Genomic DNA, 20,704 nt, shown 5'->3' with positions numbered 1-20,704 from the left:
ACCGCCCGTCCTATAATCTGAAGTGGCATATGGCACGCAGGACAATGTGAGACTGGTGGAGCCGTTGCGTACATCGAGCCATGCCACTGGTCTGTGGGTTGGCTCTGGCCGGATATGGGGAAGTATGGATGATCTGATCGTGTCGGGACTGCGCATCGACTGGAATATGCTGACCGATTCGTACGTCAGTCGAATTCCCTCATTGCGTTCGATTGACGAACTTAGATTCCACAAGAATGTCACCTTTCTGGTAGGCGAGAACGGTAGCGGCAAATCAACCTTGCTGGAAGGCGTCGCCGTCGCCTGCGGCTTCAACGCGGAAGGCGGCACGCGCAACTACCGTTTCAGCACATACGATGACACGTCGGATCTCGCCAAGGCGATGACGATATACCGGCAGTATGCGATCGGCCCATCGAGCTTCTTCCTGCGTGCGGAAAGTTTTTTCACGCTGGCGACACAGGCTCGTGAATACAGTCGCGGATATGGCGACATGTCCCGTTTGCACGAGATGTCGCATGGCGAAGGTTTTCTGGAGATTCTCCTGTCCCACACGGGAAAGGGTCTCTATCTTATGGACGAACCCGAATCCGCGCTCTCGACACAGCGGCAATTGACTCTGCTGGAGCACATGTACCGAATGGCAAACGACGGATCACAATTCATCATCGCAACCCATTCGCCGATTCTGCTCGGTCTGCCGGATGCGGAAATCCTGTCATTCGACGAAAACGGCGTCCACCCCTGCGATTATGAGGATACGGACAGCTATCAAATCACCAGGGTCTTCATCAACCACCGCGAATCACTGCTCCGGCATCTGCTTGGAAATGAAACGTGAGATGAGGTGAAACGGTTGCGGGTGTTCGCTATGATGTTCGATTGGCGTTTGAAGGAACACGAAAGACTAGAGGTATCACGGCATGGCGATTGAGGCGCAGGGACTTGAGATTCAGATCGGTGCGCGCACGTTGCTGCATCCCACGAATTTCCATGTCGCTAAGGGAGACAAGATCGGCCTGGTCGGCCGTAACGGTGCCGGTAAGACCACGCTTACCCGCGTGATCACCGGCGACATGCTGCCCACCGCCGGCAAAGTGCGTGTATCGGGCAAGCTCGGCTATCTGCCGCAGGACACGCATGCCGCCGATCCGGAACAGACCGCGCTCGACCGCATGATGAGCGCGCGAGACATCGCATCGATCATCATGCGTATCCGCAAGGCTGAAAAGGAGATGACCGATCCGGATCCGGACGTCATGACCCGCGCGATGAACCGTTACGACAAGGCCATGCAGGATTTTGAAAAGGCCGGCGGCTATGCGGCTCAGTCCGAAGCGACCGCCATGGCGGCAAGTCTCGGTCTGCCGCAGGAGGTCATGGGCCAGCAATTGGGCACGCTTTCCGGCGGCCAGCGTCGTCGTATCGAATTGGCCCGCATCCTGTTCTCCGATGCGGACACACTGATCCTCGACGAACCGACCAACCATTTGGACGCCGACTCCATCGAATGGTTGCGCGGATACCTGAAGAAATACGAGGGTGGATTCCTGGTCATCTCCCACTCCACCGAACTGTTGGACGAAGTGGTGAACAAGGTGTGGCATCTGGATGCGCAGCTTGGCCAGATTGACATGTATTCCCTCGGCTGGAAGGCCTACCTGCACCAGCGCGTGGTTGACGAGGAACGTCGCCGCCGCGAACGCGAGGTCGCCGAAAAGAAGGCGGAACGCCTCATGCAGCAAGGTATTCGCCTGCACGCGAAGGCCACCAAGGCCGTGGCCGCACAGAACATGATGCGCCGCGCGGAGAAACTCCTCGAGAACACGTCCGAGGCGCAAAAGCAGGAGAAAGTGGCGGATATTCGTTTCCCGGAACCAGCTCCGTGCGGTCGTACGCCAATCATGGCAAAGGATGTTTCGAAAGCCTACGGTTCGAACATTGTGTTCGCCGGCGTGAACTTGGCTATTGACAAGGGTTCGCGCGTGGTGATTCTGGGATACAACGGTGCCGGTAAGACCACTACTCTGCGGTTGCTTGCGCATTTGGAGGAGCCGGACACTGGTTCCGTAGATTACGGTCATGGTTGCAAAATCGGCTATTTCGCACAGGAACACGACACGTTGGACCTGGACGCCACCGTATTGCAGAACCTGATCCATGTCGCTCCGGAACTGGACGACACGCAGGCGCGTTCGATTCTTGGTTCGTTCCTGTTTTCGGGTGACGACGCGTTGAAGCCGGCTCGTGTGCTTTCCGGCGGTGAAAAGACGCGACTGGCGTTGGCGACATTGGTGACGAGCCGTGCGAACGTGCTGCTGCTCGACGAACCGACCAACAACCTTGACCCCGCGTCCCGCGACGAGATTCTGAAGGCCATAGCCAAATACGAGGGAGCGATCGTGCTGGTCACCCACGACGAGGGCGCAGTACAGGCTCTGAATCCTGAGCGTGTACTGCTTATGCCTGACGGCGACGAAGACCTGTGGAATGATTCCTATCTGGAGCTGGTGGCCGAAGAGTAAGCCGAGTAATTCCAGTTTATTGGGGGATTGTACTTATGCCGGACGTGAAAAATGTCCGGCTCTTTCTTTTCGCATGTGCTTCACAAGTATTTTGGATTTCGATATGCACCCTCTAGCCCTCCGCGCTCCTCTTGCGAAGGCAACGCGCGAAACAGGCCAGAGGGGCTGATACGTTAACACATCGAATGCATAGCAAAGGAAATTCCATGCCACGTAACGGCAAGGAAGGCATTCTCTTTAGTTTTCATCATGTCCGCAATCATGATTTATGTGATAGCGGCACTCAATTACGACGTACGCACCGGTGACGTCGGTACGGCACGGAACTACGTGTTGTTCGACTGGCCGTTGTTCTATGTGATCGGCATGATCTGCGACCTGTGCACAAGCCTTCACCACCTTCCAACGATTCGGGCGACCATCCTCATCCAAATTCACGCCAGTCAACGTCATGGCATGATTGTTTGGGCAATCGCCATGCTCCAACCCCTTGGCCTTGTCGAACGTGAATTCCGTACCGAAAAGCTGGTCAACGCGCACAGTATCGCAATCAAAAAAGCCATCGCCACGCAACTCATCCAACGACGTTCCAGCCGTATGACGGTCGCGCAAATCGGACGCGAATTCACGTAGCTTCGTATTCAAATACTGTTTGAACGCATCCCGAATTCCTCGAATTAGCCGACTCCGGATAAGCACTCTTCGGCACCAAACCATACTTGTTCACCAAATTGGCAAACATCTGCCACCAACCACCATCATCATTGGCACGGTCGGCGTTGAAGTCCGCGGAATGCTGTTTTGAGCAGTGCTGGGTCGAGTGCTTTAACGTCACTCATGGTTCATGGTCTTTTCGATGTGTTCGATTTCGGATTCTATGCCGCGCAGGCGGCAACGCAGGTCGGATTCCACGTCTACGCCGTCACGTTGCGCTTTGCGGATGATGGTGATGATTTCGTCTGCATAAGGATGACTGACATCATGCTGTTTGTCTGTCTGTTCTGCGCTTGAATTGAATGCGGTTTCGAGCTGGTCACGATACTGCGATTTGTGTACTCTCGATACGATTTTTGTAGCACGCGGCAATGCGCCTTGCGCATGGGAGATGCCTTCGAGCACGGACTTGCGATGCTTCTCTTTCTGCTTCATCGCTTCCCACAGTTTCAGCGTATCTTGCGCGTTTTCCGGTGCGGGCGCGGACTCGTCAGTGGCCTCATTTGTTTGGAAGACGTGCGGATGGCGGGTGATGAGCTTATCTACGAGACGGTTGCACACTTCGTCGATGTTGAACGGATCCTGCGTATCAACGGCGCACACTTGCGCTTGGAAAACGGATTGCAGCAGCATGTCGCCGAGTTCTTCACGCATGTTGTCGCGATCGTTCGTTTCCACAGCGTCGATGTATTCGTAGGTTTCTTCCAACAGTGGTTTAAGCAGGCTTGTATTGGTCTGCTCGCCGTCCCAAGGGCATCCGCCTGGTTCGTGCAGAATGCGTACGACTTGCTTGACGCGGTCCAACGCGCTAGGAGCATCGCGTACAGGGTCAAGTTTCGAACAGTGCTCGAATTCTTCGGGCAACTGATAATCGTCATGTGCAGCTTCAGTCATACCGCCGATTCTTCTCGCATGTGCCGACCATGCAGCTGCGGCCTTGGCATCCGTAAGCGTCTCGTCTCTCGAGATAAACAAACCAACCGCATCCGAACCATAACCGCCCAATCATCCCTCCTCGTTGCAGAAAAGCAGTTTTTTACAAATCTACCGGTATTGGGGAGCCACCCATGTCTTACACGCATTTTTGGCATTTCACCTCCGGAATACGACGGGAATACCACACCCTTATATATGATTAAACGTGTCTGTATTAACTCCAGAAAGAAACGGAAAGGCAATGAACGAATCGCAAGATTCCAACGACAGTAGTACGAACGACAGTAACGCGAATACGGCAAACAATATTCGCCAACAGGAAACGGAACACCAGGGTGCGGCCGTCAAAGCGGCGCTCGGAGCCAATATCGGTGTGGCCATCGCCAAGCTCGCGGCAGCGTTCTTCACCGGATCGTCCGCAATGCTTTCCGAATCGGTGCACTCCATCGCCGACTGTTCCAATGAGATCGTGCTCATGGTAGGCGGCCGCTTCTCCAAACATAAGACGGACGGCGATCATCCGTTCGGGTTGTATCGGGCCAAGTATCTCGCCTCGTTCGTGGTGGCGACGCTGCTGTTCTTCGTCGGAGGTTTCTTCTCCACTTCGGAAGCGGTAAAGAAGCTGTTCTCCATTGTCGAAAATCCCGCGTTGCGTGATGCCAACCAGATGGAACTGCTGGTGGCGTTCATTGTGGTGGCCATCAGCGCCTGTCTGGAAGGTTACGGGCTGCATCAAAGCATCAAGGAAGCGAATGAGCGCATGGAACGTACGGGCGTACCCCACATGGGTGTGTTCCGTTTCTGGAAGCGCACCAAGTCGGCGGAGCTTGCGTCCGTCATCATGGAAGACACGCTTGCCTTGATTGGTCTGGCATTTGCAGGAGCTGGCATCGGTCTGGCGATTCTGTTCGACAATGAGATATTCGACGCACTTGGCGGCCTGATGGTTGGTCTTGTGCTGATCTCGGGATCGTTGCTGCTGATGTTCAAGTCGGGTTCACTACTGATCGGTGAGGCAGTTGACGCTGATACCCGAAAGAAGATTGAGCAGGCCGTTATTTCGACGCCTGGCGTGGAACAACTGCTGAACATGCAGACCGTGCACATGTCTGAGGATGACATTCTGCTGTGCGTCAAAGTGCAGACCAGCAAACTCGACCGCGATTACGATGTCGAAACCGTGAACAAGATCGAACGAAGCGTGCGCGTCGCACTGCCATGGTTCCGCTTCGAAATCTACGTAGAACCTGACCTTTACCGCACCGACCACAAAATAGTGTCGTAGTCACACGCAATGAGCTTATTGAATTGTTGAGTGCTCTAGAGTCTAGATTCATCCAGTGGATGGAAGAATCCTCTCTGTAGTAGGATGCGTGGGGCGAGTGATGCTCGCACATAAGTAGCAACATATGTAAAGGGGTCGTTTGCCAAACCAATCATGACTGGCAAACGACCCCTTAATATCAGAGCGAGAATCAGGCAAGGATCAAAGCAAGCTGTCGAGGCATCGATCGATGTAAAACCTTACTGCAATCAGCCCTGCATCTGCTCGGCGGCATCATTGATGCAACGAATCGCATTCAATGTGCGCGGATATCCGATATACGGCATGCACTGCGAAATAATGGCAATCAGAAACGCCTTCTCATTACCCACGCCCATATTGGCCTTCGCATGAGATGCCAACTGAGGTTCGCAACCGCCCTGCGCGGCGAGGAAGCACAGCGTGATCATTTCACGCTCACGCGTGTTCAAGCCACCGCGCGTGTAGTAGTCGCCGAAGCAGTTGCCGGCAAGCCACTTATTGATGTGTCGCGTCTCTTCGGGGCCGGATTGCGCGAATCCACGCATTCCTTCACCGAAGATTTCGATCTGCTTGTCTTCGCCCGCCTTGGCACGCGTTTCCGGCGTGATGGTGCCTTGCGGTTCAAGCGGAAGATGCACGTTGGCCGCGCCGAGGAAGTTGTTGAGTTTCTTCAGGAACGGCAGAGTTTTGCCAAAACCGCAGTATGCGGTTGCCTGATACACCATTTCCTTGATGGCGATGGACGACAGTCCGGTTTCGTAGGCCACCGGCAGCATCATTTCGAAGGCATCCAAGCCTTGGCATCCGACCAACACGGCAAGAATGGCCAAAGAACGGGTCTTGTCATCCAAATCAGGATGATTTGCTCCCGGCTCGTTCACCACTTCGTCATAAGCGAAATTCGAGAAGAATTCAATGAATTCCGGATCGGTTTGTGACAATGTCCTGTCATTATTCCAAAACGAATTCATCCGTTTATGTAGCTCTTCAAACAAGACTTGCTTCCTTTCGTTTGATTTCCGCTTATTCTATCGCCGGCATATTGCTCAGACCTCGCTGATGCGCAGCAGCGACTTTACGGTGCGACGCTCGTCCATGGCCGCGTACGCTTCCTGAATATCGTCGAGCGTGTATTCGGAGGTGTAGACGATGCCCGGATTGATGTTGCCATCGAGCACTTCCTTGAGCAGTCGCTGCAGATCATACGTGCGCACCGGTGCCGGACCGCCACGCAGACCAACATTGCGGTAGAAGAGTCCTGGAATATCGGCTTCCACACCGTGAGGCAGGCCAACACGTCCGACCACAGCGCCCGCACGCGCAACCTTCATGGCGGTGTCGTTCGACAATGCGGAGCCCACGCATTCAAGCACGGCGTCGGCGCCGTAACCATCAGTCATTTCCAGTACCTTGGCCACGGCCTCGTCGCCACGTTCCTCCACGAAATCGGTGGCGCCGAATTCGCGTGCGATACGCTGGCGGTCGGCATGGCGGCTCATGGAAATGATGCGGGTGGCGCCCATCAGCTTGGCGGACAGCACTCCGCACAGGCCGACCGCACCGTCGCCGAACACGACCGCGGTATCCCCCGGCTTGATTTCGGCGGAAGCGGCCGCATGGTAACCAGTCGACATCACGTCAGAGAGGGTGAGCAGCGATGCGAGCATTTCGTCAGAGAAGCTCTTCGCGTCGCCCGGAACGACCACCAGCGTGCCATTGGCTTCTGGCACGCGCAGATACTCCGCCTGGCAGCCCAATCCCTCGTCTCCGAAATATCCGCCATGAGGGCAGCTGGATTCGAAACCGGCCTTGCATACTGGACACTTGCCGCAGCTGAATGGGAACGGCACGATCACGAAATCTCCTGGCTTGGCCACGGTCACGTCGTCGCCGATCTGCTCAACCACGCCGATGGCTTCATGGCCGGCCTGGGTGTTGGGCTCCTTGCTACCGTCACGGTAGAACCACAGGTCGGAGCCGCACACGCATGCGCGTACCACGCGAATGATGGCGTCTCCCCCATCGATGATGGTCGGTTCGGCATGTTCTTCGCATGCCATCTGCTTGACTCCCTTGAAGATCGCTGCCTTCATGAGTTGCTCCTTTGTTGTATGAATTGAATTGAGGTAACGTCTGCGAGGATGCCTCGGCTTATGCTTCAGCCTTGCTGCGGATCTGTTTTTTCACTGTTTCGATAACATCGTGGTTTTCTTCCAGAAGTTGTTGTGCTTCGTCGTCATGGCCTTCCGCCACGGCACGCCAATACAGTGTTTTGAGGGAAACATAGGCTTGCTGTATGCGGATGCTTTCGGCTTTTGCGGCCAAACGCAATGCTTGCGCGTCCAGTAGCGCTATTTGCCTGTGCGCGCCTTCGGCGCCGTCGAAACGATTTTTCAGATACTCGCGCATGGCGTCAAGCGGCATGCCGGTTGCAGACAAGCAGGAAATGGTGACCAACGATTGAATGTCTTCGTTAGTGTAGGCACGATGACCAGAACTTGGGTCACGTGCGATCGGGGCAATGATGCCGATCTGCTCGTAGTAGCGCAAAGTGGATTCGGGAAGTCCGGAAATCATGGATGCTTCACGAATCGTATGCCATGTTGTAGTGCTCATACCCTGCACTGTAAAAACTTAAAGTGCTTGAAGTCTAATTGGCGTGTTGCATGCTATCGCATAACAAAAGAACATGTAATCCTGACAATTAGCTAAGTTGCGTCTGCAAAGCGTAACTTACGTGTTCATCATAAGGAACATAGGACCACGCTGTTTTGGACGAATGCCGCCTCACAGCAAAAATCTCTTATGCTGCTGATTTAATGAAATCGTGCGGATTAGGTGTACTGGACTGGACCGTACGCCCGGATTTGGAGTATTTGTAACGATATTTTGGATACAGGGAGATCCATGATGCGTGTTCGGCAAAACAACACGTCGTATAATACCTCTCGTCGTTCCTGCCCGAGCCGCGCAGGTCGAGGAACGGCCCACGGCGACTGCCGCGATCTCCGACTCACGGTGCGCGGCATCGACCAACGCAAGGATTCATTATCATTATGGCGAAGCCATTCTCTAAAACCGTTATTCATAATACAGACGCGAAGCTGCCGAAGCAGGTAAAGCAGCCTTTGAAAACAACCCAAGAAACACGCAAGTCCCTCACATGGCGTGTGGTCGATATCGCAGTCGGCGCGGCGGTAGGCGTGATGTCGGGAGTGATGTTTTGGGTGTTCGACGGCCTCTCGTATGGTCTTTTTCCGTTGATGACTTTGATTCTTCCTGGTTCAGCGGCGCTACTTCATGCTTTGTTCTACTTCCCCGCCACGCTGGGTTCTCTGATCGTGCGCAAGCCGGGAGCTTCGGCCTACGTGCTTTTAGTCGCATCGTTCGTCGAGGTGGTGCTCGGCACGAAATACAGTGTGAGCCTGGTGGTAATTGCGTTGTTGCAGGCGGCAGCCGCAGAAGCGGTATTCGCGTTGTTCCGCTACCGTCGTTGGACGCTCGGCGTCACCATTCTGTCTGCTCTGGCGATTGGAATCGTCTACAACTTCTACCTGCTGTTCTTCTACTATCAGGCATTCATGTTCTTCAGCCCGCGAGGCATCATCGGCACTATTTGCGAGCTACTTAGCGCTGTGGCATTCGCCGGTTTCGGTTCCTGGGGAATGTATTGCGCTTTACGTAAGTCAGGTGTTCTGTCGCGATTCGCTTCCTCGCATAAGGAACATAACGAGGAAAACGCCTGAAAGTACGTTTGAAAGCATGCCTCGACCATTTTAATCAAATCTCATCAGTTTTACTGATTAAAAGGGCACAACGACGGTTGCGACGTTGTGCCCTTTTATACTGTCCACATAGTGCGATCACTGCGGAATCTTCGGAACTGGAATCTTCGAACCCGAAATTCCCGGAATCAATCGGCGGTGATCAGCTCGCTCGAATCCATGTCGAAGTCGGACATGGCAAACGAGCGGATCGCCGGATCCTCATACGTGTTCATGTAATACGTGTTGGTCTTTCCGGAATAGCCACTGGTGAACAGCGTGCGCTCGAACTGGCCGTTGCCCATCTTGGACATGCCTTCAACCATTTGCACGGAGACCAGCGTGTGAAACAGACGAGACACATTGGCAGCCTCGTTGTTCTGCTGCGGATAATGCGTGTTGGTGTAGGCGACGCGTACGAAACGCGACGGCGAACTCACGTCACCGGGAATGCCGTGCATGCTCACGCCGGCACCCCATGCGCTCAGTTCCGCCTTGCCCCAAGTGGTCGGCTCTGCCATTTCGTTGCTCACGCACATGTAGTTGCGCAGGTTTTCCATATGGAAGTCGAAGGTCGGCTGGTTGGTGAGCACGTCCACATCGTCATGATGAACGTGCATGCCGTCGGACATCTGCTCGACGACGATGCTTCGGGTGCCGTCACCAATGAACCAGTGCAGCAGGGATTCCTGCTGGCCGGGCACGACCTGCGAAACGAGCGTCACGTTCTTCAACGCTTCTTCGACTTCGTCGACACTGTCGAAATTGCGCGCCACCCACAGCGGGAATTCGAAGGTAGCGACGTTTTCGGTTCCTTCGACCGGCTCGTGCGCAAAGGAGGCGTATCCGGGGAAGTTCAGTCCGGCAATGGCCAAGCCATGCTCGTTGGCGCAGTCGAAATACATGGGGCGGTCGGCCATGACCACGCCCACGCCGATCACCGCATTCGGTTCGTTCTTGCCTTCGGTCCCATAGACATAGTCGTACTGGTAGCCTCGCGGAGTGACCAGAATGGTCTCGCCGTAGGAGAAGCTCCAGTCGAGATTACGGCCGAAATACATGTTTCCCTCATTGTCGGAGAAACGAACACCAGTGCACATATGGACTCCCTTCCATGATTTGCCGTGGTTTTCTTGCTTGCGTGTTCATGGTAAACGCCGCTTGCTGGGAAAATCTTAAGTTTTGCCCGTGGAAGAATCTGCTTTGGCTACCTCATCCATAGTATCGTTCTCCTCAATCATGAATTTCGTGTAAAACGTGCCTGCCGCAATATCCGGGTTATTGGCCAAAAGTTCCTATAAGCCAGAACCTCGGCATCTTCGTTGATTCCTCGAATATGACGATGAATATGACAAAAGCCCTTGGTTTCCAAGGGCTTTCAAATGGCTCCTGCGACTGGGCTTGAACCAGTGACCGTCCGATTAACAGTCGGATGCTCTGCCAACTGAGCTACGCAGGAATGCGCTGTGCACAAGATAAAGATACTACACCAAAACTTGTGGATTGCAAATCTTCAGCGTGTCACATGTGTGTTTCGGGTTGCAAAACGTTTCCACACGACGATTTCGCCCCAATCTCACATGGAGATCTTCGTCAACGGCATGGCCGAATCGATGGCGAAGTCGAGGTTTGACGGAGCCACTCCAGCTTCGACTAGGTTGACGCCCAGCATGGCTACCATGGCGCCGTTGTCGGTGCACAGTTTGAGCTGCGGCACACGCACCTCTACCCCATGCTCGACTCCGACTTCCAACAGTTTGGCGCGAAGCTGCGAATTCGCGGAGAAGCCACCTCCTACAATCAACGTCTTCGAACCGTACTGCTCGCAGCCGCGCATCGCCTTCTTGGCGAGCACGGTCGCCACGGAATCCGCCAACGACGCGCACACGTCATCAACGGGAATCTCATTGCCTTGCGCCTGCTGTTCCTCGATCCAACGCGCGACGGCCGTTTTCACGCCGGAGAAACTGAAATCGTACGGATGCTGCTGGCCCGCTTTGCCTTGGGTGAGCCCTTGCGGAACTTTGATGGCATGTGGGTCGCCCAATTGCGCATGACGGTCGATATGCGGACCGCCCGGATATGGGAAGCCCAGCAGGCGGGCGACCTTGTCGAAGCATTCGCCGGCTGCATCATCAAGCGTGGTGCCGACCACGTCAATATGGTGCGCAACATCCTCAACATGCAGCAGGGACGTGTGTCCGCCGGACACGATCAAGGCGAGCGTGTCTTCGGGGAACGGGCCGAACTGCAGCTGCGTGACCGCAATATGCCCGATCACATGGTTGATGCCGTAAATTGGCTTGTTCGCCGCCCAGGCAAGAGATTTCGCGCCGGACACGCCAACGGCGAGGCAGCCAGCAAGTCCAGGACCCGCGGACACGGCGATCGCATCGACGTCAGACAACGTCATGTTCGCGTCGGCCAACGCCTTGGAAACGCATGGCACGAACGCTTCGGCGTGGGCGCGTGACGCGATTTCTGGAATCACACCCCCGTAACGCGCGTGCTCATCCATGGAGGATGCGACGACGTTGGAAATCAGGGTGCGCCCCTGCACTACCGCGGCCGCGGTCTCGTCGCAGGTGGATTCGATGCCGAGTACGATTGGTTCGCTCATTGCTGCTCCGTTTGCTGCTTTGCTTACTGTTCCGTTTGGTTGTTCTGTTTTATTGTTCTGTTGCTGCGAAGCCGACAATCCTCGGCTTAAGTTCAAGGCTCATGGTGTACGCGTCGATGCCTTCGGGCTGGTAGTAGCGTTTACGCAAGCCCATTCTGGCAAAACCGAACCGTTCGTACAATGCTAAGGCCGGAGTATTGTCGACGCGCACTTCAAGCAACATGCGTTGTGCTCCTTGTTCACACGCCCGCGCAATCAATGCTTCCATCAAGGAAGCCGCGATTCCCTGCCGTTGAAACTGCCTGCCGACGCCGATCGTCATGATCTCAGCATCGTCGCCGTCATACCAGAAACCGGCATACCCGCGCACGACAGGCTGTTTTTCGGCAGTATCGGCCGCAGCCGATTCATCGACAACTGGCCCGTCTGCTGCAGCGCAATCCACAATCCCGCAATCATCAATATCGAACAGATACGTGCGTGCCGGCGCGCGGAATTCCTGACGGATAGACTGCTCGCTCCACGCTCCCCTGCCGAACAGGTCAGCTTCCAAAGCGGCCATCTGTGGCACAACGATTTCCTCGTCGATGTTCGTATGGTCAACGATCATGCCGTACCGTCACTCCGTACGTTCTGCACCGGCATGGTTGAGCACATGCTTCAATGGGTTCGGCACCGACACGTCCGGCCTGCGCAGATACAACGGTTCGATCGGCTCCGGATTCGCCAAAGACTGTTGCGAAGTGGCGAAGGCCGCGAAACGCTCCAGCCCGGACGCTCCCTCGTCAAGCAGCGCATGGTCGCTCACCATGCCGCCTTCGGGAAGACTTGCCCACGATTGCGCGTATTTCGCCGCTCCATGGCCGATGACATCGACCACATATTCCACGTTCGTATCTGACTGACGAAGCTGTTCCAGCACTTCGTTAACACGGTTCACGATCGATTCGGGATAGTCGATATCCATGTCAATCAGGGTTTTCACACAACTGTTTTCAACGTTTGCATCATGGTCTTCGTCTGCGCTGCCACCAACCTCATAGCCGCTGCCATCTAGCAATGCGAAATACAGCTGCTTGCGTCGCGCATCGTTCACGGCGAGTGTCAGATGATGGCGGCCATCATGCTCCGCGTTGCGTACAAGCACCTGCGAGGAAAGCACATTCTGCCCGATAAGCCGCGCACCGGTGGCGAAGGAGAGCGCTTTGGCTGCGACGATTCCCGCGCGCAGTCCGGTGAAGGGTGCAGGTCCGATGCCGACGATGATACGGTCGATGTTTTCCGGTTTGAGGCCGGCTTGTTCGACGGTTGTAGCGATGTTCACCTGTAGTTTTTCGACGTGGGTGCGTGAGTCGGTTTCAACGATGGGGTCGTGTCCGACCATGCCGACGGTTGAGCCGTATGAAGTGTCGATCACCAGTGTCTGCATTTTGTGGAAACTCCTTGTGCCAAGCTGGAAACTACTGTACAACCGATGCTGGAATCGTGGTTGTTGGCTGTGTTTTAGCGTTTGTTGCGTGCGATGTCGAAGGTTTGCCAGGATTCGCCGACGGGAATGAAGGTTACGGTACGTACGCCGTTGCTGGTGAGTTCGCGGCTGGCCGTATTGGCCGTTGTGCCTGTGCCGGCGGTGTTGAGCGGCCGGTCGATGTGGATTTCGAGACGTTCCGGTGCGAGCGCGGCAGCCATCTGTTCTCCCCATTCCATGAGGATGATGGTGTTGTCGCTGGGATCTTCGAGTTCTTCGTCGAGTCCGAGGGATTCGAGTTCGTCGAGTAGGTGTTCGACGGCGTTTTGGCCTGGGGCGTAGGCGTTGCCGCCGAGTCGGTAGGCGTCGACGTGTATGAGGTGGGCGGAGTTGCCGTTGGGGAATTGGCCTTTGAGTTCGCGTGCGATGGTGAAGGTTGGCGAGACGATGGGTTCGCTGATGTTGAGTCCTGCGCCGAAACCTTGGGCGAAGGTGGTTTTCCCTGCACCGAGTGGCCCTGAGAGGAGTATGACGTCCCCGCCGTGGGCGAGGTGTGCGACGTGTTTGCCGAGTTCGTGCATGGCTTCGCCGGTTGTTGCTTCGACGGTGATGGTCTTGGCGGTGCCGCTGGCCGCGCTGTTGCTGGTGTTGTCCTCGTTCATGTTAGTTGGTTCGTCCTTTGTTGCTGATTAGTTCGATGGCTCGTTCCAGCGCGTAGACAGGGTCCGATCCGTTGGTTTTGCTTTGTTCGTCGGCCCATGCGAGCATTTGGATGCATCGTCTCATGCCGTCGGAGGTCCATCCGGAGAGCTGTCTGGTGGCGTTTTTCAGTACCCATGAATTGGTTTTCGCTTCCGCTTCGCTGATGGTGCCGGAGCGTACGGCTGAGGCTTTGGCCATGGTGCGTAGTTTCATGGCGAGCGCTCCGATGAGTGCGATTGGCGCGGTGCCTTGTTCGACCGAAGTCCGCATGGCGATGATGGCGTCGGCTGAGCGTCCGGAGAGTGCGAGGTCGGCCACGCGGAAGCCGTCTACTTGGGGGTTGGCGGTGAGGTATTGGTTGACGCGTTCCAATGTTATGGGATTGTCGTCGAAGTCGAAGCAGAGTTGGCCTGCCATGGCTGCGAGTTCGCCGGTTTTGTCGCCGAGTACGGCTACGAGTTGCTGTGCGGCCATGGGTTCGATGCGTCGGTTGCGTCGTTCGAAGCATTGTATGGTGAAGTTGAGTTTTGCGTCGGCTTTTTTGAGGTCGGCCACGGCTTCTTTGACTGCTCCGGCTTTGGTGAGTTGGTCGATGAGTCGTTTACCTTTGATGCCGCCTTCATGTTGGCAGATGACGATGCTGGCTTCGGTTGGATTGTTGACGGCTTGCTTGCAGTAGGCGACCATGGTTTCGCCGAGTCTGTCGTCGGCGTTTTGCAGGTTGGATACGATGACGATTGATCGTTCGGATAGGAGTGATGGGCTTACCGCTTCGTCGAAGGCGTAATGATCGGCGTTGGTTGCGTCGAGTTCGATGGTTTCCGCGTCGGGGTGTTTGCGTTGCGATTGGTGGCGCAGGTCGCGTACGGTTTGCTCGTTGAGGTACGGGTCGCCTCCATAGATGAGGTGGAAGGTTGCTGCGGATGGTTTCGGCATAGTATTCAATCTCGCTGTATCGGTGGACAAGATTCATTCGTTCCATTTCATGGTTTTGAGCGCGTTGTGGGTTCGTTCGCCCCATGCTTTCGCCCGTTCGACGGGATTGCGCATGAGGCGTCGGCCCGGCAGGTTTGGTTCCGGTGTTGTGATGCGGGTGAAGAGTGTGTCGACAAGTCGTGCGGCCATATATCCGACGATTTCGACGACGATGATCAGCAGTGCGCCGCCCGCGCCTCCGGTCCACGGAATGGTGGCGCGGTCTCCTGACCCGAGGTGGAGGGCCATGAGTTCCATAATGGCGGTGCCCCAGGAGGCGATGCTGGCGAATATGAATCCCAGATTGGGCAGTATCCATGAAATGGCGAGGCTGGCAAGCCCGGTCAGTGTGGAAAAGCCCACGAAGGGTGCGACGACCAGATTGGCCGGAATGGAGTAGACGGGCAGTTCCGGTTCGATGAGCACTTGAATCGGCAGGGTGAGCAGTTGCGCGGCTATGGTCATGGCCATGGTTTGCGCGATGAACGCTGGCATGATCGGCGTGAGCCATGCGCTTAACGGCCCTGCGAACAGTACGAGGCCGAGTACGGCCGTGCATGATAGTGCGAATCCGAAGCTGCGTGACATGTGCGGATTGGCCATGAGCATGCCTAAAGTGGTCCAGTTGAGGGCGGCCAAAGCCTGTGTTCTTCGCCCGAGGAACAGGAAGCCCGCTCCGCCCAAACCCATCAGCAGGGCGCGTGACACCGAATCGGAGGGAAACACGCACATTGCCAGCATGATGTATGACATGCCGATGGCGATGGCCGTGACGCGCCTTGGCAGTAGCAGGAACGAGCAGGCGGCGCGCACTATGGTGGCGACGACCGCGAGATGCCCGCCGCTGACTGCCATCAGATGCAGTATGCCCGAACGCTGGAAGGCGTCTTCAAGCAGATTGGCGTATGTGGAATCAATACCGGTGCCAGTTTTGCCATTGCCGCTGTCTGGAGGAATGTAATCCTGTCCGAGAATGCCTAATGTCAGTCCGGGAACAAGTACTTTCCCTTGGTCGGAAAGCCGTGACGTCTGTTCGAAGAACGCCTGCTGCATCATATCGATCACACGCAATGCGGGATTGGGCGCCCGTATGCGTTCCACGGAGGCGATGTCCGTCAGCCATAGCGGCATGGTACCGTATTGCGATATGGCGAGCGTGCCCCGCATCCGGTATTCGCCGCCTTGTTTGAGTGTGCCGCAGTCCGGCCGGTCCGCATAGACGCGCACCCGCATCATGCTTGGTTGCGTGATCTGGCTTGCCGTGATTGTCGAAATCGTCGCATCGATCTGGCAATCATTCGCACGTCTGTTCGAATTCACTGCGGGGGATGTCGTACGTACCAGTATCACAACGTCGCTTTCGCCGCTTCTGGCCGCGTACGAGGCCGCATCCCTCCATTGCAATACGTCGTAGGTCAATGCGGAAGACGCGCATGCCATCGCCGCGACCACGCATACGATAATGCTGAAATGCCGTGCCGCAACCGCCCGCCGCACGCCAACCGGCAGGCGCAGGATAGGCGATCGCATAAACGGCAATCCCAACAATCCCAATAATGCCAGCAATGGCACAGACAACACTAAAACGAGCGGCAGAATGCCGAGTCTGCCTTCCTGCTCGACGCAGTAGTCGAATCCCGCATGTGCGGCCAGACTCGCCGCCCACCCGCACAGGGTGGCTGGCAGTAGACGCCAATCCCTGCTCCCCTGCTCCCTATTCCGCCATTCGAACGTGTTTCCTCTCATCGTGCGCACACTTGGTCTCGGAATTTCGCCAGCGTTTTCTCGCCGATGCCGTTGACTTTCAACAATTGGTCGACATTGTCGAAACGTCCGATCTGATTGCGGTAGTCGATGATGCGCTGCGCGGTCACCGGGCCTACGCCTTTCAAGGTTTGCAGTTCGTTGGATCCGGCGGTGTTGATATTCAACAGACCGTCAGCCGGATCGGAAGGTTCCGTTGGTTCGGATGTTTGCTTGTTCTGGCCGTTTTGTTCCATGGAAGGCTGCTGGTTTGGTGTTGTTGCCGCGGATGACGCCCCGTCTTTCGTGGTTCCGCTCGCCTGAGATTGTTTGGATTGCGTGATCTGCGTCTGTTGGAGTGCGCTGTAGTGGATGGCCTGTTGCACAAGCATGGTCAGACTTGCGCACAGCGCGCACGACAGGGTGAGTATGGCGATGATCGCGTGGATTGGCTGAAAGACGAGTCGTGGACGATCGCGTTTGGGCCCGTCCTGTTCCGTCGGCTTATCGGCAGGTTTGACTCCGGACAAATCCCGTAATGAGGGTTTCACAGGTTCCGACGTTTGTTCACGGGATATTTCAGGCGTTGCAGTTGCCGCGATTACCACAGATGCTTCAGGGGTTACGGAAAAGGCATGTTCGCTGCGAATGTTTTGCCCGCGCACGTTCTTTTCATGTGTTACGGATATGCCAAGTCCACGCAGCCGCCGCGCGGCCGGCGATGTGGTCTCGGCCTGCCTGTTCCGCCCGTTTGGCGGGGTAATAGTAATGCCCATGCATCCAAATTGGAGGATGCATGGGCATGCTGTCCAGTCGAAACGGCCCCTGTGGTCGGAGGATGCGAGTTATCCACATATTCGGCGTGTCGCCTCATGCGGGAACGGTTCACACCCTGTTGGAAACCTTGTCAGCGGCCGTTGGCTCCGAAAGTTTTCGAAATATCATTCCGCGGGAACGATGGACACGATCTTCGGAGCCTTGACGATGACCTTGCGCGGTTCCTTGCCGCCCAAACGGTCAGCGACGGCTTCCAACGCCATCTTCTCAAGTTCCTTCGGGTCGATGTCGGGCGAAACTTCAAGCTTGGCACGAACCTTGCCCTTGATCTGCACGACCGCGGTGACGGTGTCCTGTCCGACATAGCGTTCGTCGGCCTTCGGCCATTCGGCGTGCGCCAGCGACTCGCTGTGTCCGAGCTTGTTCCACAGTTCCTCGCAGATGTGCGGGGCGATCGGGGAAAGCATCAGAATCAGCGGTTCGACGGCTGCGCGCGGCACCTCGTTGAGGCTGGTCAAGTGGTTGTTGAGCACGATGAGCTTGGCGATGGCCGTGTTCGGACGCATCGCTTCCATTTCCACGGTCACGTCGGCGATCGTGTTGTTCAGCAGCTTCAGCGTCTTCGTGTCGAGTTCGCCATCGGTGACGTGCACTTCGCCGGTGCTCTCGTCGACGACGTTACGCCACAGGCGCTGCAGGAAACGCATGGATCCGACCACGTTGCGCGTGTTCCACGGGCGGGATTCGGCCAGCGGTCCCATGCCCATCTCGTACAGGCGGAAGGTGTCGGCACCGTAGTTCGAGTACATGTCGTCCGGCGTGATGATGTTCTTCAGGCTCTTGCCCATTTTGCCGAACTCACGGTTGGCGTGTTCGCCGTTCCAAGTGAAAGTCGGCTCGCCGTTGGCATCGGCCGGGCCTTCCACCACTTCGGCGGCCGGCACGTACTGGCCACGGTCATCGGTGTAGGCGTATGCCTGGATCATGCCCTGGTTGAACAGCTTGTGGAATGGTTCCGCGGAATCGACGAAACCGAGGTCGAACAGCACCTTATGCCAGAAACGGGAGTACAGCAAGTGCAACACGGCATGTTCCACACCACCGATGTACAGATCCACGCCGCCGGACTTGCCGGTGGTCTCATTGTGGTTCGGGCCCATCCAATAGTCGAACTCGCTCTTCTCGACCATGTGTTCGGTGTCGGTCGGGTCGAGGTAGCGCATGTAGTACCAGCAGGAGCCGGCCCAGTTTGGCATGGTGTTGGTGTCGCGATAGTAGGTCTTCTTGCCGTCGCCCAAGTCGAGTTCGACCTTCACCCAATCCTCGTTGCGGCTCAGCGGAGCTTCAGGATTGGATTCGGCGTCTTCCGGATCGAAGGTCTTCGGACTATAGTCCGGCACATCCGGCAGGTTGATCGGCAGTTGGTCGTCCGGCAGCAGGTGCGGAGTACCGTCCGCGCCATAGACGATTGGGAACGGTTCGCCCCAATAACGCTGGCGGCTGAACAGCCAGTCGCGCAGACGGTAGCTGACCGTGCCCTTGCCGACACCGGCCTTTTCCAGCCATGCGTTCACCTTGTCGATGGCCTCGTCCACGCGAAGGCCGTTGAGGCTCAACGCGTCGCCCTTGGCGCGGGTGGCGTCCACGGAGGAGTTGATGACGATGCCGTCGTGGGAGATGAACGGCGCCTTGCCTTCATAGTTGGCCAGATCGTCGCCGGATTCAGCCAGCGGCTGCACGGTGTAGATGACCGGCAGGTCGAACTTGACCGCGAAATCGTAATCGCGCTGGTCGCCGCCCGGCACGGCCATGATGGCACCGGTGCCGTAGTCCATGAGCACGTAATCCGCGGTGAACAGCGGCAGCTTGGCTCCGGTGATTGGGTTGATGGCGTACAGGCCGGTGAACAGGCCGGTCTTCTCGCCAGCCTCGTCAACACGATCCTTGGCGGTCTTGGCTTCCGCAGCCAAGCGGTAGGCCTTCACCGCCTCGACCGGAGTGGCATAGCCACCCTTCCAGTCTTCCGGAGTCTCGGCCGGCCATTCGGCGGGAACGTCTTCGAGCAGGTGATGTTCCGGAGAGACCACGGCGAACGTGGTGCCGAACAGGGTGTCGGGACGGGTGGTGTAGATCTCCATGTCTTTGACGCCGTTCGGGGTTTCGACCTCGAAATGCACGGAAGCGCCGTGGGATTCGCCGATCCAATTTCGCTGCATGAGCTTGACCTTCTCCGGCCAGTCGATGCCATCAAGATCTTCGATCAGACGGTGGCCGTATGCGGTGATGCGCATGGACCATTGGCGCAGCTCGCGCTGGAACACCGGGAAGTTACCGCGTTCGGACTTGCCTTCGGCGGTGACCTCCTCGTTGGCGAGCACCGTGCCCAGGCCCGGGCACCAGTTCACCGGGGACTTGGAGATGTAGGCCAAACGGAAGTCGTTGAGCACGTCAGCCTGCTCAGCTTCGCTCAGGTCTCCCCACTGCTTGCCCGCGAATCCCGGAATCTCACGCTCACCGGATTCGAACTGCTCCACCAGCGTGCTGATCGGTCGTGCGCAGCCCTTGGAACCAGACGGATTGGTGGCATCCTCGTCGTACCAGGAATCATAGATTCGGGAGAAGATCCACTGGGTCCAACGCACGTAGCCCGGATCGATGGTGGCGAAGGAACGACGGTTGTCGAAGCTCAGGCCCATGCGGTGCAGCTGGCGACGCATGTTGGCGATGTTCTGCTCGGTAGTGATGCGCGGATGCTGGCCGGTCTGGACCGCATACTGCTCGGCCGGCAGGCCGAAGGCGTCATAGCCCATGGCGTGCAGCACGTTCTCGCCCTTCATCCGATGGTAGCGGCTGACCACATCGGTGGCAAGGTAGCCCAACGGGTGACCCACATGCAGACCCTTGCCCGACGGATATGGGAACATGTCCATCGCGAAATACGACGGGCGTCCTTCGGCGTTGCGTCCCTTGCCATCCTTCAGATCGCCGTTGACGTTGGCAGCCCAGAAAGTGCCTTCGTCATCCCAAATCTTCTGCCATTTTTCCTCAATGCCCTGAGCCAGATCCGCATTGTAACGGAACGACGGCTCGGCTGGTTCGTTCGACTGCGCCTGCGCGCTTTTCTCAATGTCACTCATAATGCATGAAACTAGCCGCGCAACTGGACACTTCGCA

Annotated in this window: 18 protein-coding genes, 1 tRNA gene and 1 pseudogene; 4 read left to right on the top strand and 16 right to left on the bottom strand. The window is 56.5% G+C overall.

Annotated features, from left to right (window positions below):
• Positions 1 to 124: 124 nt before the first annotated feature.
• Positions 125 to 841, top strand: a complete 717-nt coding sequence (locus tag BBCT_RS04670; RefSeq protein ID WP_003834849.1) for an AAA family ATPase — start codon at positions 125 to 127, stop codon at positions 839 to 841.
• 82 nt (positions 842 to 923) lie between these two features.
• Positions 924 to 2,525, top strand: a complete 1,602-nt coding sequence (locus tag BBCT_RS04665) for an ABC-F family ATP-binding cassette domain-containing protein (RefSeq protein ID WP_003834852.1) — start codon at positions 924 to 926, stop codon at positions 2,523 to 2,525.
• Positions 2,526 to 2,762: 237 nt separating this feature from the next.
• Here BBCT_RS04665 and BBCT_RS09820 read toward each other — a convergent pair whose 3' ends face one another.
• From BBCT_RS09820 to BBCT_RS04655, 3 genes and pseudogenes are all read right to left on the bottom strand, one after another.
• Positions 2,763 to 3,065: a C1 family peptidase gene (locus BBCT_RS09820; protein WP_428829060.1), complete on the bottom strand. Its 303-nt coding sequence runs from the start codon at positions 3,063 to 3,065 to the stop codon at positions 2,763 to 2,765.
• Positions 3,066 to 3,092: 27 nt separating this feature from the next.
• A pseudogene (locus tag BBCT_RS09815) lies at positions 3,093 to 3,288 on the bottom strand (C1 family peptidase); the annotation flags it as partial.
• 68 nt (positions 3,289 to 3,356) lie between these two features.
• On the bottom strand, positions 3,357 to 4,133 hold the full coding sequence (locus BBCT_RS04655) for a MazG nucleotide pyrophosphohydrolase domain-containing protein (RefSeq protein ID WP_128805881.1): 777 nt from the start codon (positions 4,131 to 4,133) through the stop codon (positions 3,357 to 3,359).
• Positions 4,134 to 4,416: 283 nt separating this feature from the next.
• Between BBCT_RS04655 and BBCT_RS04650 the strand changes: the two genes are divergently transcribed.
• Entirely contained in the window at positions 4,417 to 5,460 is a 1,044-nt protein-coding gene (locus BBCT_RS04650) for a cation diffusion facilitator family transporter (RefSeq protein WP_003834860.1), read from the top strand.
• A gap of 248 nt (positions 5,461 to 5,708) precedes the next feature.
• Here BBCT_RS04650 and BBCT_RS04645 read toward each other — a convergent pair whose 3' ends face one another.
• The 3 genes from BBCT_RS04645 to BBCT_RS04635 are packed head-to-tail and all read right to left on the bottom strand — an operon-like array spanning position 5,709 to position 8,097.
• Positions 5,709 to 6,476 (bottom strand): carboxymuconolactone decarboxylase family protein, encoded by a 768-nt coding sequence (locus tag BBCT_RS04645; protein ID WP_033512679.1) that lies wholly within the window; start codon positions 6,474 to 6,476, stop codon positions 5,709 to 5,711.
• Between the two features lie 51 nt (positions 6,477 to 6,527).
• On the bottom strand, positions 6,528 to 7,574 hold the full coding sequence (locus BBCT_RS04640) for a zinc-dependent alcohol dehydrogenase family protein (RefSeq protein ID WP_003834865.1): 1,047 nt from the start codon (positions 7,572 to 7,574) through the stop codon (positions 6,528 to 6,530).
• Between the two features lie 58 nt (positions 7,575 to 7,632).
• On the bottom strand, positions 7,633 to 8,097 hold the full coding sequence (locus BBCT_RS04635) for a MerR family transcriptional regulator (protein ID WP_081450272.1): 465 nt from the start codon (positions 8,095 to 8,097) through the stop codon (positions 7,633 to 7,635).
• Positions 8,098 to 8,537: 440 nt separating this feature from the next.
• Between BBCT_RS04635 and BBCT_RS04630 the strand changes: the two genes are divergently transcribed.
• The gene (locus BBCT_RS04630) at positions 8,538 to 9,227 is read left to right on the top strand and encodes an ECF transporter S component (RefSeq protein ID WP_003834872.1); all 690 of its coding nucleotides are present in this window, start codon (positions 8,538 to 8,540) and stop codon (positions 9,225 to 9,227) included.
• Positions 9,228 to 9,394: 167 nt separating this feature from the next.
• Here BBCT_RS04630 and bsh read toward each other — a convergent pair whose 3' ends face one another.
• The 10 genes from bsh to leuS all read right to left on the bottom strand — a co-directional run bounded on the left by bsh (position 9,395) and on the right by leuS (position 20,667).
• Positions 9,395 to 10,345, bottom strand: coding sequence for a choloylglycine hydrolase (gene bsh, locus BBCT_RS04625; protein WP_003834875.1), 951 nt, complete (start codon positions 10,343 to 10,345; stop codon positions 9,395 to 9,397).
• 283 nt (positions 10,346 to 10,628) lie between these two features.
• Positions 10,629 to 10,704, bottom strand: a tRNA-Asn gene (locus BBCT_RS04620).
• Positions 10,705 to 10,821: 117 nt separating this feature from the next.
• The gene (gene tsaD / locus BBCT_RS04615) at positions 10,822 to 11,865 is read right to left on the bottom strand and encodes a tRNA (adenosine(37)-N6)-threonylcarbamoyltransferase complex transferase subunit TsaD (protein ID WP_003834876.1); all 1,044 of its coding nucleotides are present in this window, start codon (positions 11,863 to 11,865) and stop codon (positions 10,822 to 10,824) included.
• Between the two features lie 49 nt (positions 11,866 to 11,914).
• The gene (gene rimI / locus BBCT_RS04610) at positions 11,915 to 12,475 is read right to left on the bottom strand and encodes a ribosomal protein S18-alanine N-acetyltransferase (protein WP_003834877.1); all 561 of its coding nucleotides are present in this window, start codon (positions 12,473 to 12,475) and stop codon (positions 11,915 to 11,917) included.
• Between the two features lie 9 nt (positions 12,476 to 12,484).
• A complete protein-coding gene (tsaB, locus tag BBCT_RS04605; RefSeq protein ID WP_003834879.1) occupies positions 12,485 to 13,294 on the bottom strand; it encodes a tRNA (adenosine(37)-N6)-threonylcarbamoyltransferase complex dimerization subunit type 1 TsaB in 810 nt (269 codons plus the stop codon).
• 74 nt (positions 13,295 to 13,368) lie between these two features.
• Positions 13,369 to 13,995, bottom strand: coding sequence for a tRNA (adenosine(37)-N6)-threonylcarbamoyltransferase complex ATPase subunit type 1 TsaE (gene tsaE / locus BBCT_RS04600; protein WP_003834882.1), 627 nt, complete (start codon positions 13,993 to 13,995; stop codon positions 13,369 to 13,371).
• Position 13,996: 1 nt separating this feature from the next.
• Positions 13,997 to 14,971 (bottom strand): DNA polymerase III subunit delta, encoded by a 975-nt coding sequence (gene holA / locus BBCT_RS04595; protein ID WP_003834885.1) that lies wholly within the window; start codon positions 14,969 to 14,971, stop codon positions 13,997 to 13,999.
• Between the two features lie 33 nt (positions 14,972 to 15,004).
• Entirely contained in the window at positions 15,005 to 16,756 is a 1,752-nt protein-coding gene (locus BBCT_RS04590; protein WP_003834888.1) for a ComEC/Rec2 family competence protein, read from the bottom strand.
• Entirely contained in the window at positions 16,753 to 17,283 is a 531-nt protein-coding gene (locus BBCT_RS08845) for a ComEA family DNA-binding protein (RefSeq protein WP_231858039.1), read from the bottom strand. Before BBCT_RS08845 ends, BBCT_RS04590 begins: the two co-directional genes overlap by 4 nt.
• A gap of 411 nt (positions 17,284 to 17,694) precedes the next feature.
• Positions 17,695 to 20,667, bottom strand: a complete 2,973-nt coding sequence (leuS, locus tag BBCT_RS04580) for a leucine--tRNA ligase (protein WP_003834892.1) — start codon at positions 20,665 to 20,667, stop codon at positions 17,695 to 17,697.
• Between the last annotated feature and the right edge of the window lie 37 nt (positions 20,668 to 20,704).

Origin of the sequence: Bifidobacterium catenulatum DSM 16992 = JCM 1194 = LMG 11043 (genome assembly GCF_001025195.1) — a bacterium.
GTDB classification, from domain to species: domain Bacteria; phylum Actinomycetota; class Actinomycetes; order Actinomycetales; family Bifidobacteriaceae; genus Bifidobacterium; species Bifidobacterium catenulatum.
This window is presented reverse-complemented; position numbering and strand designations above follow the sequence as displayed.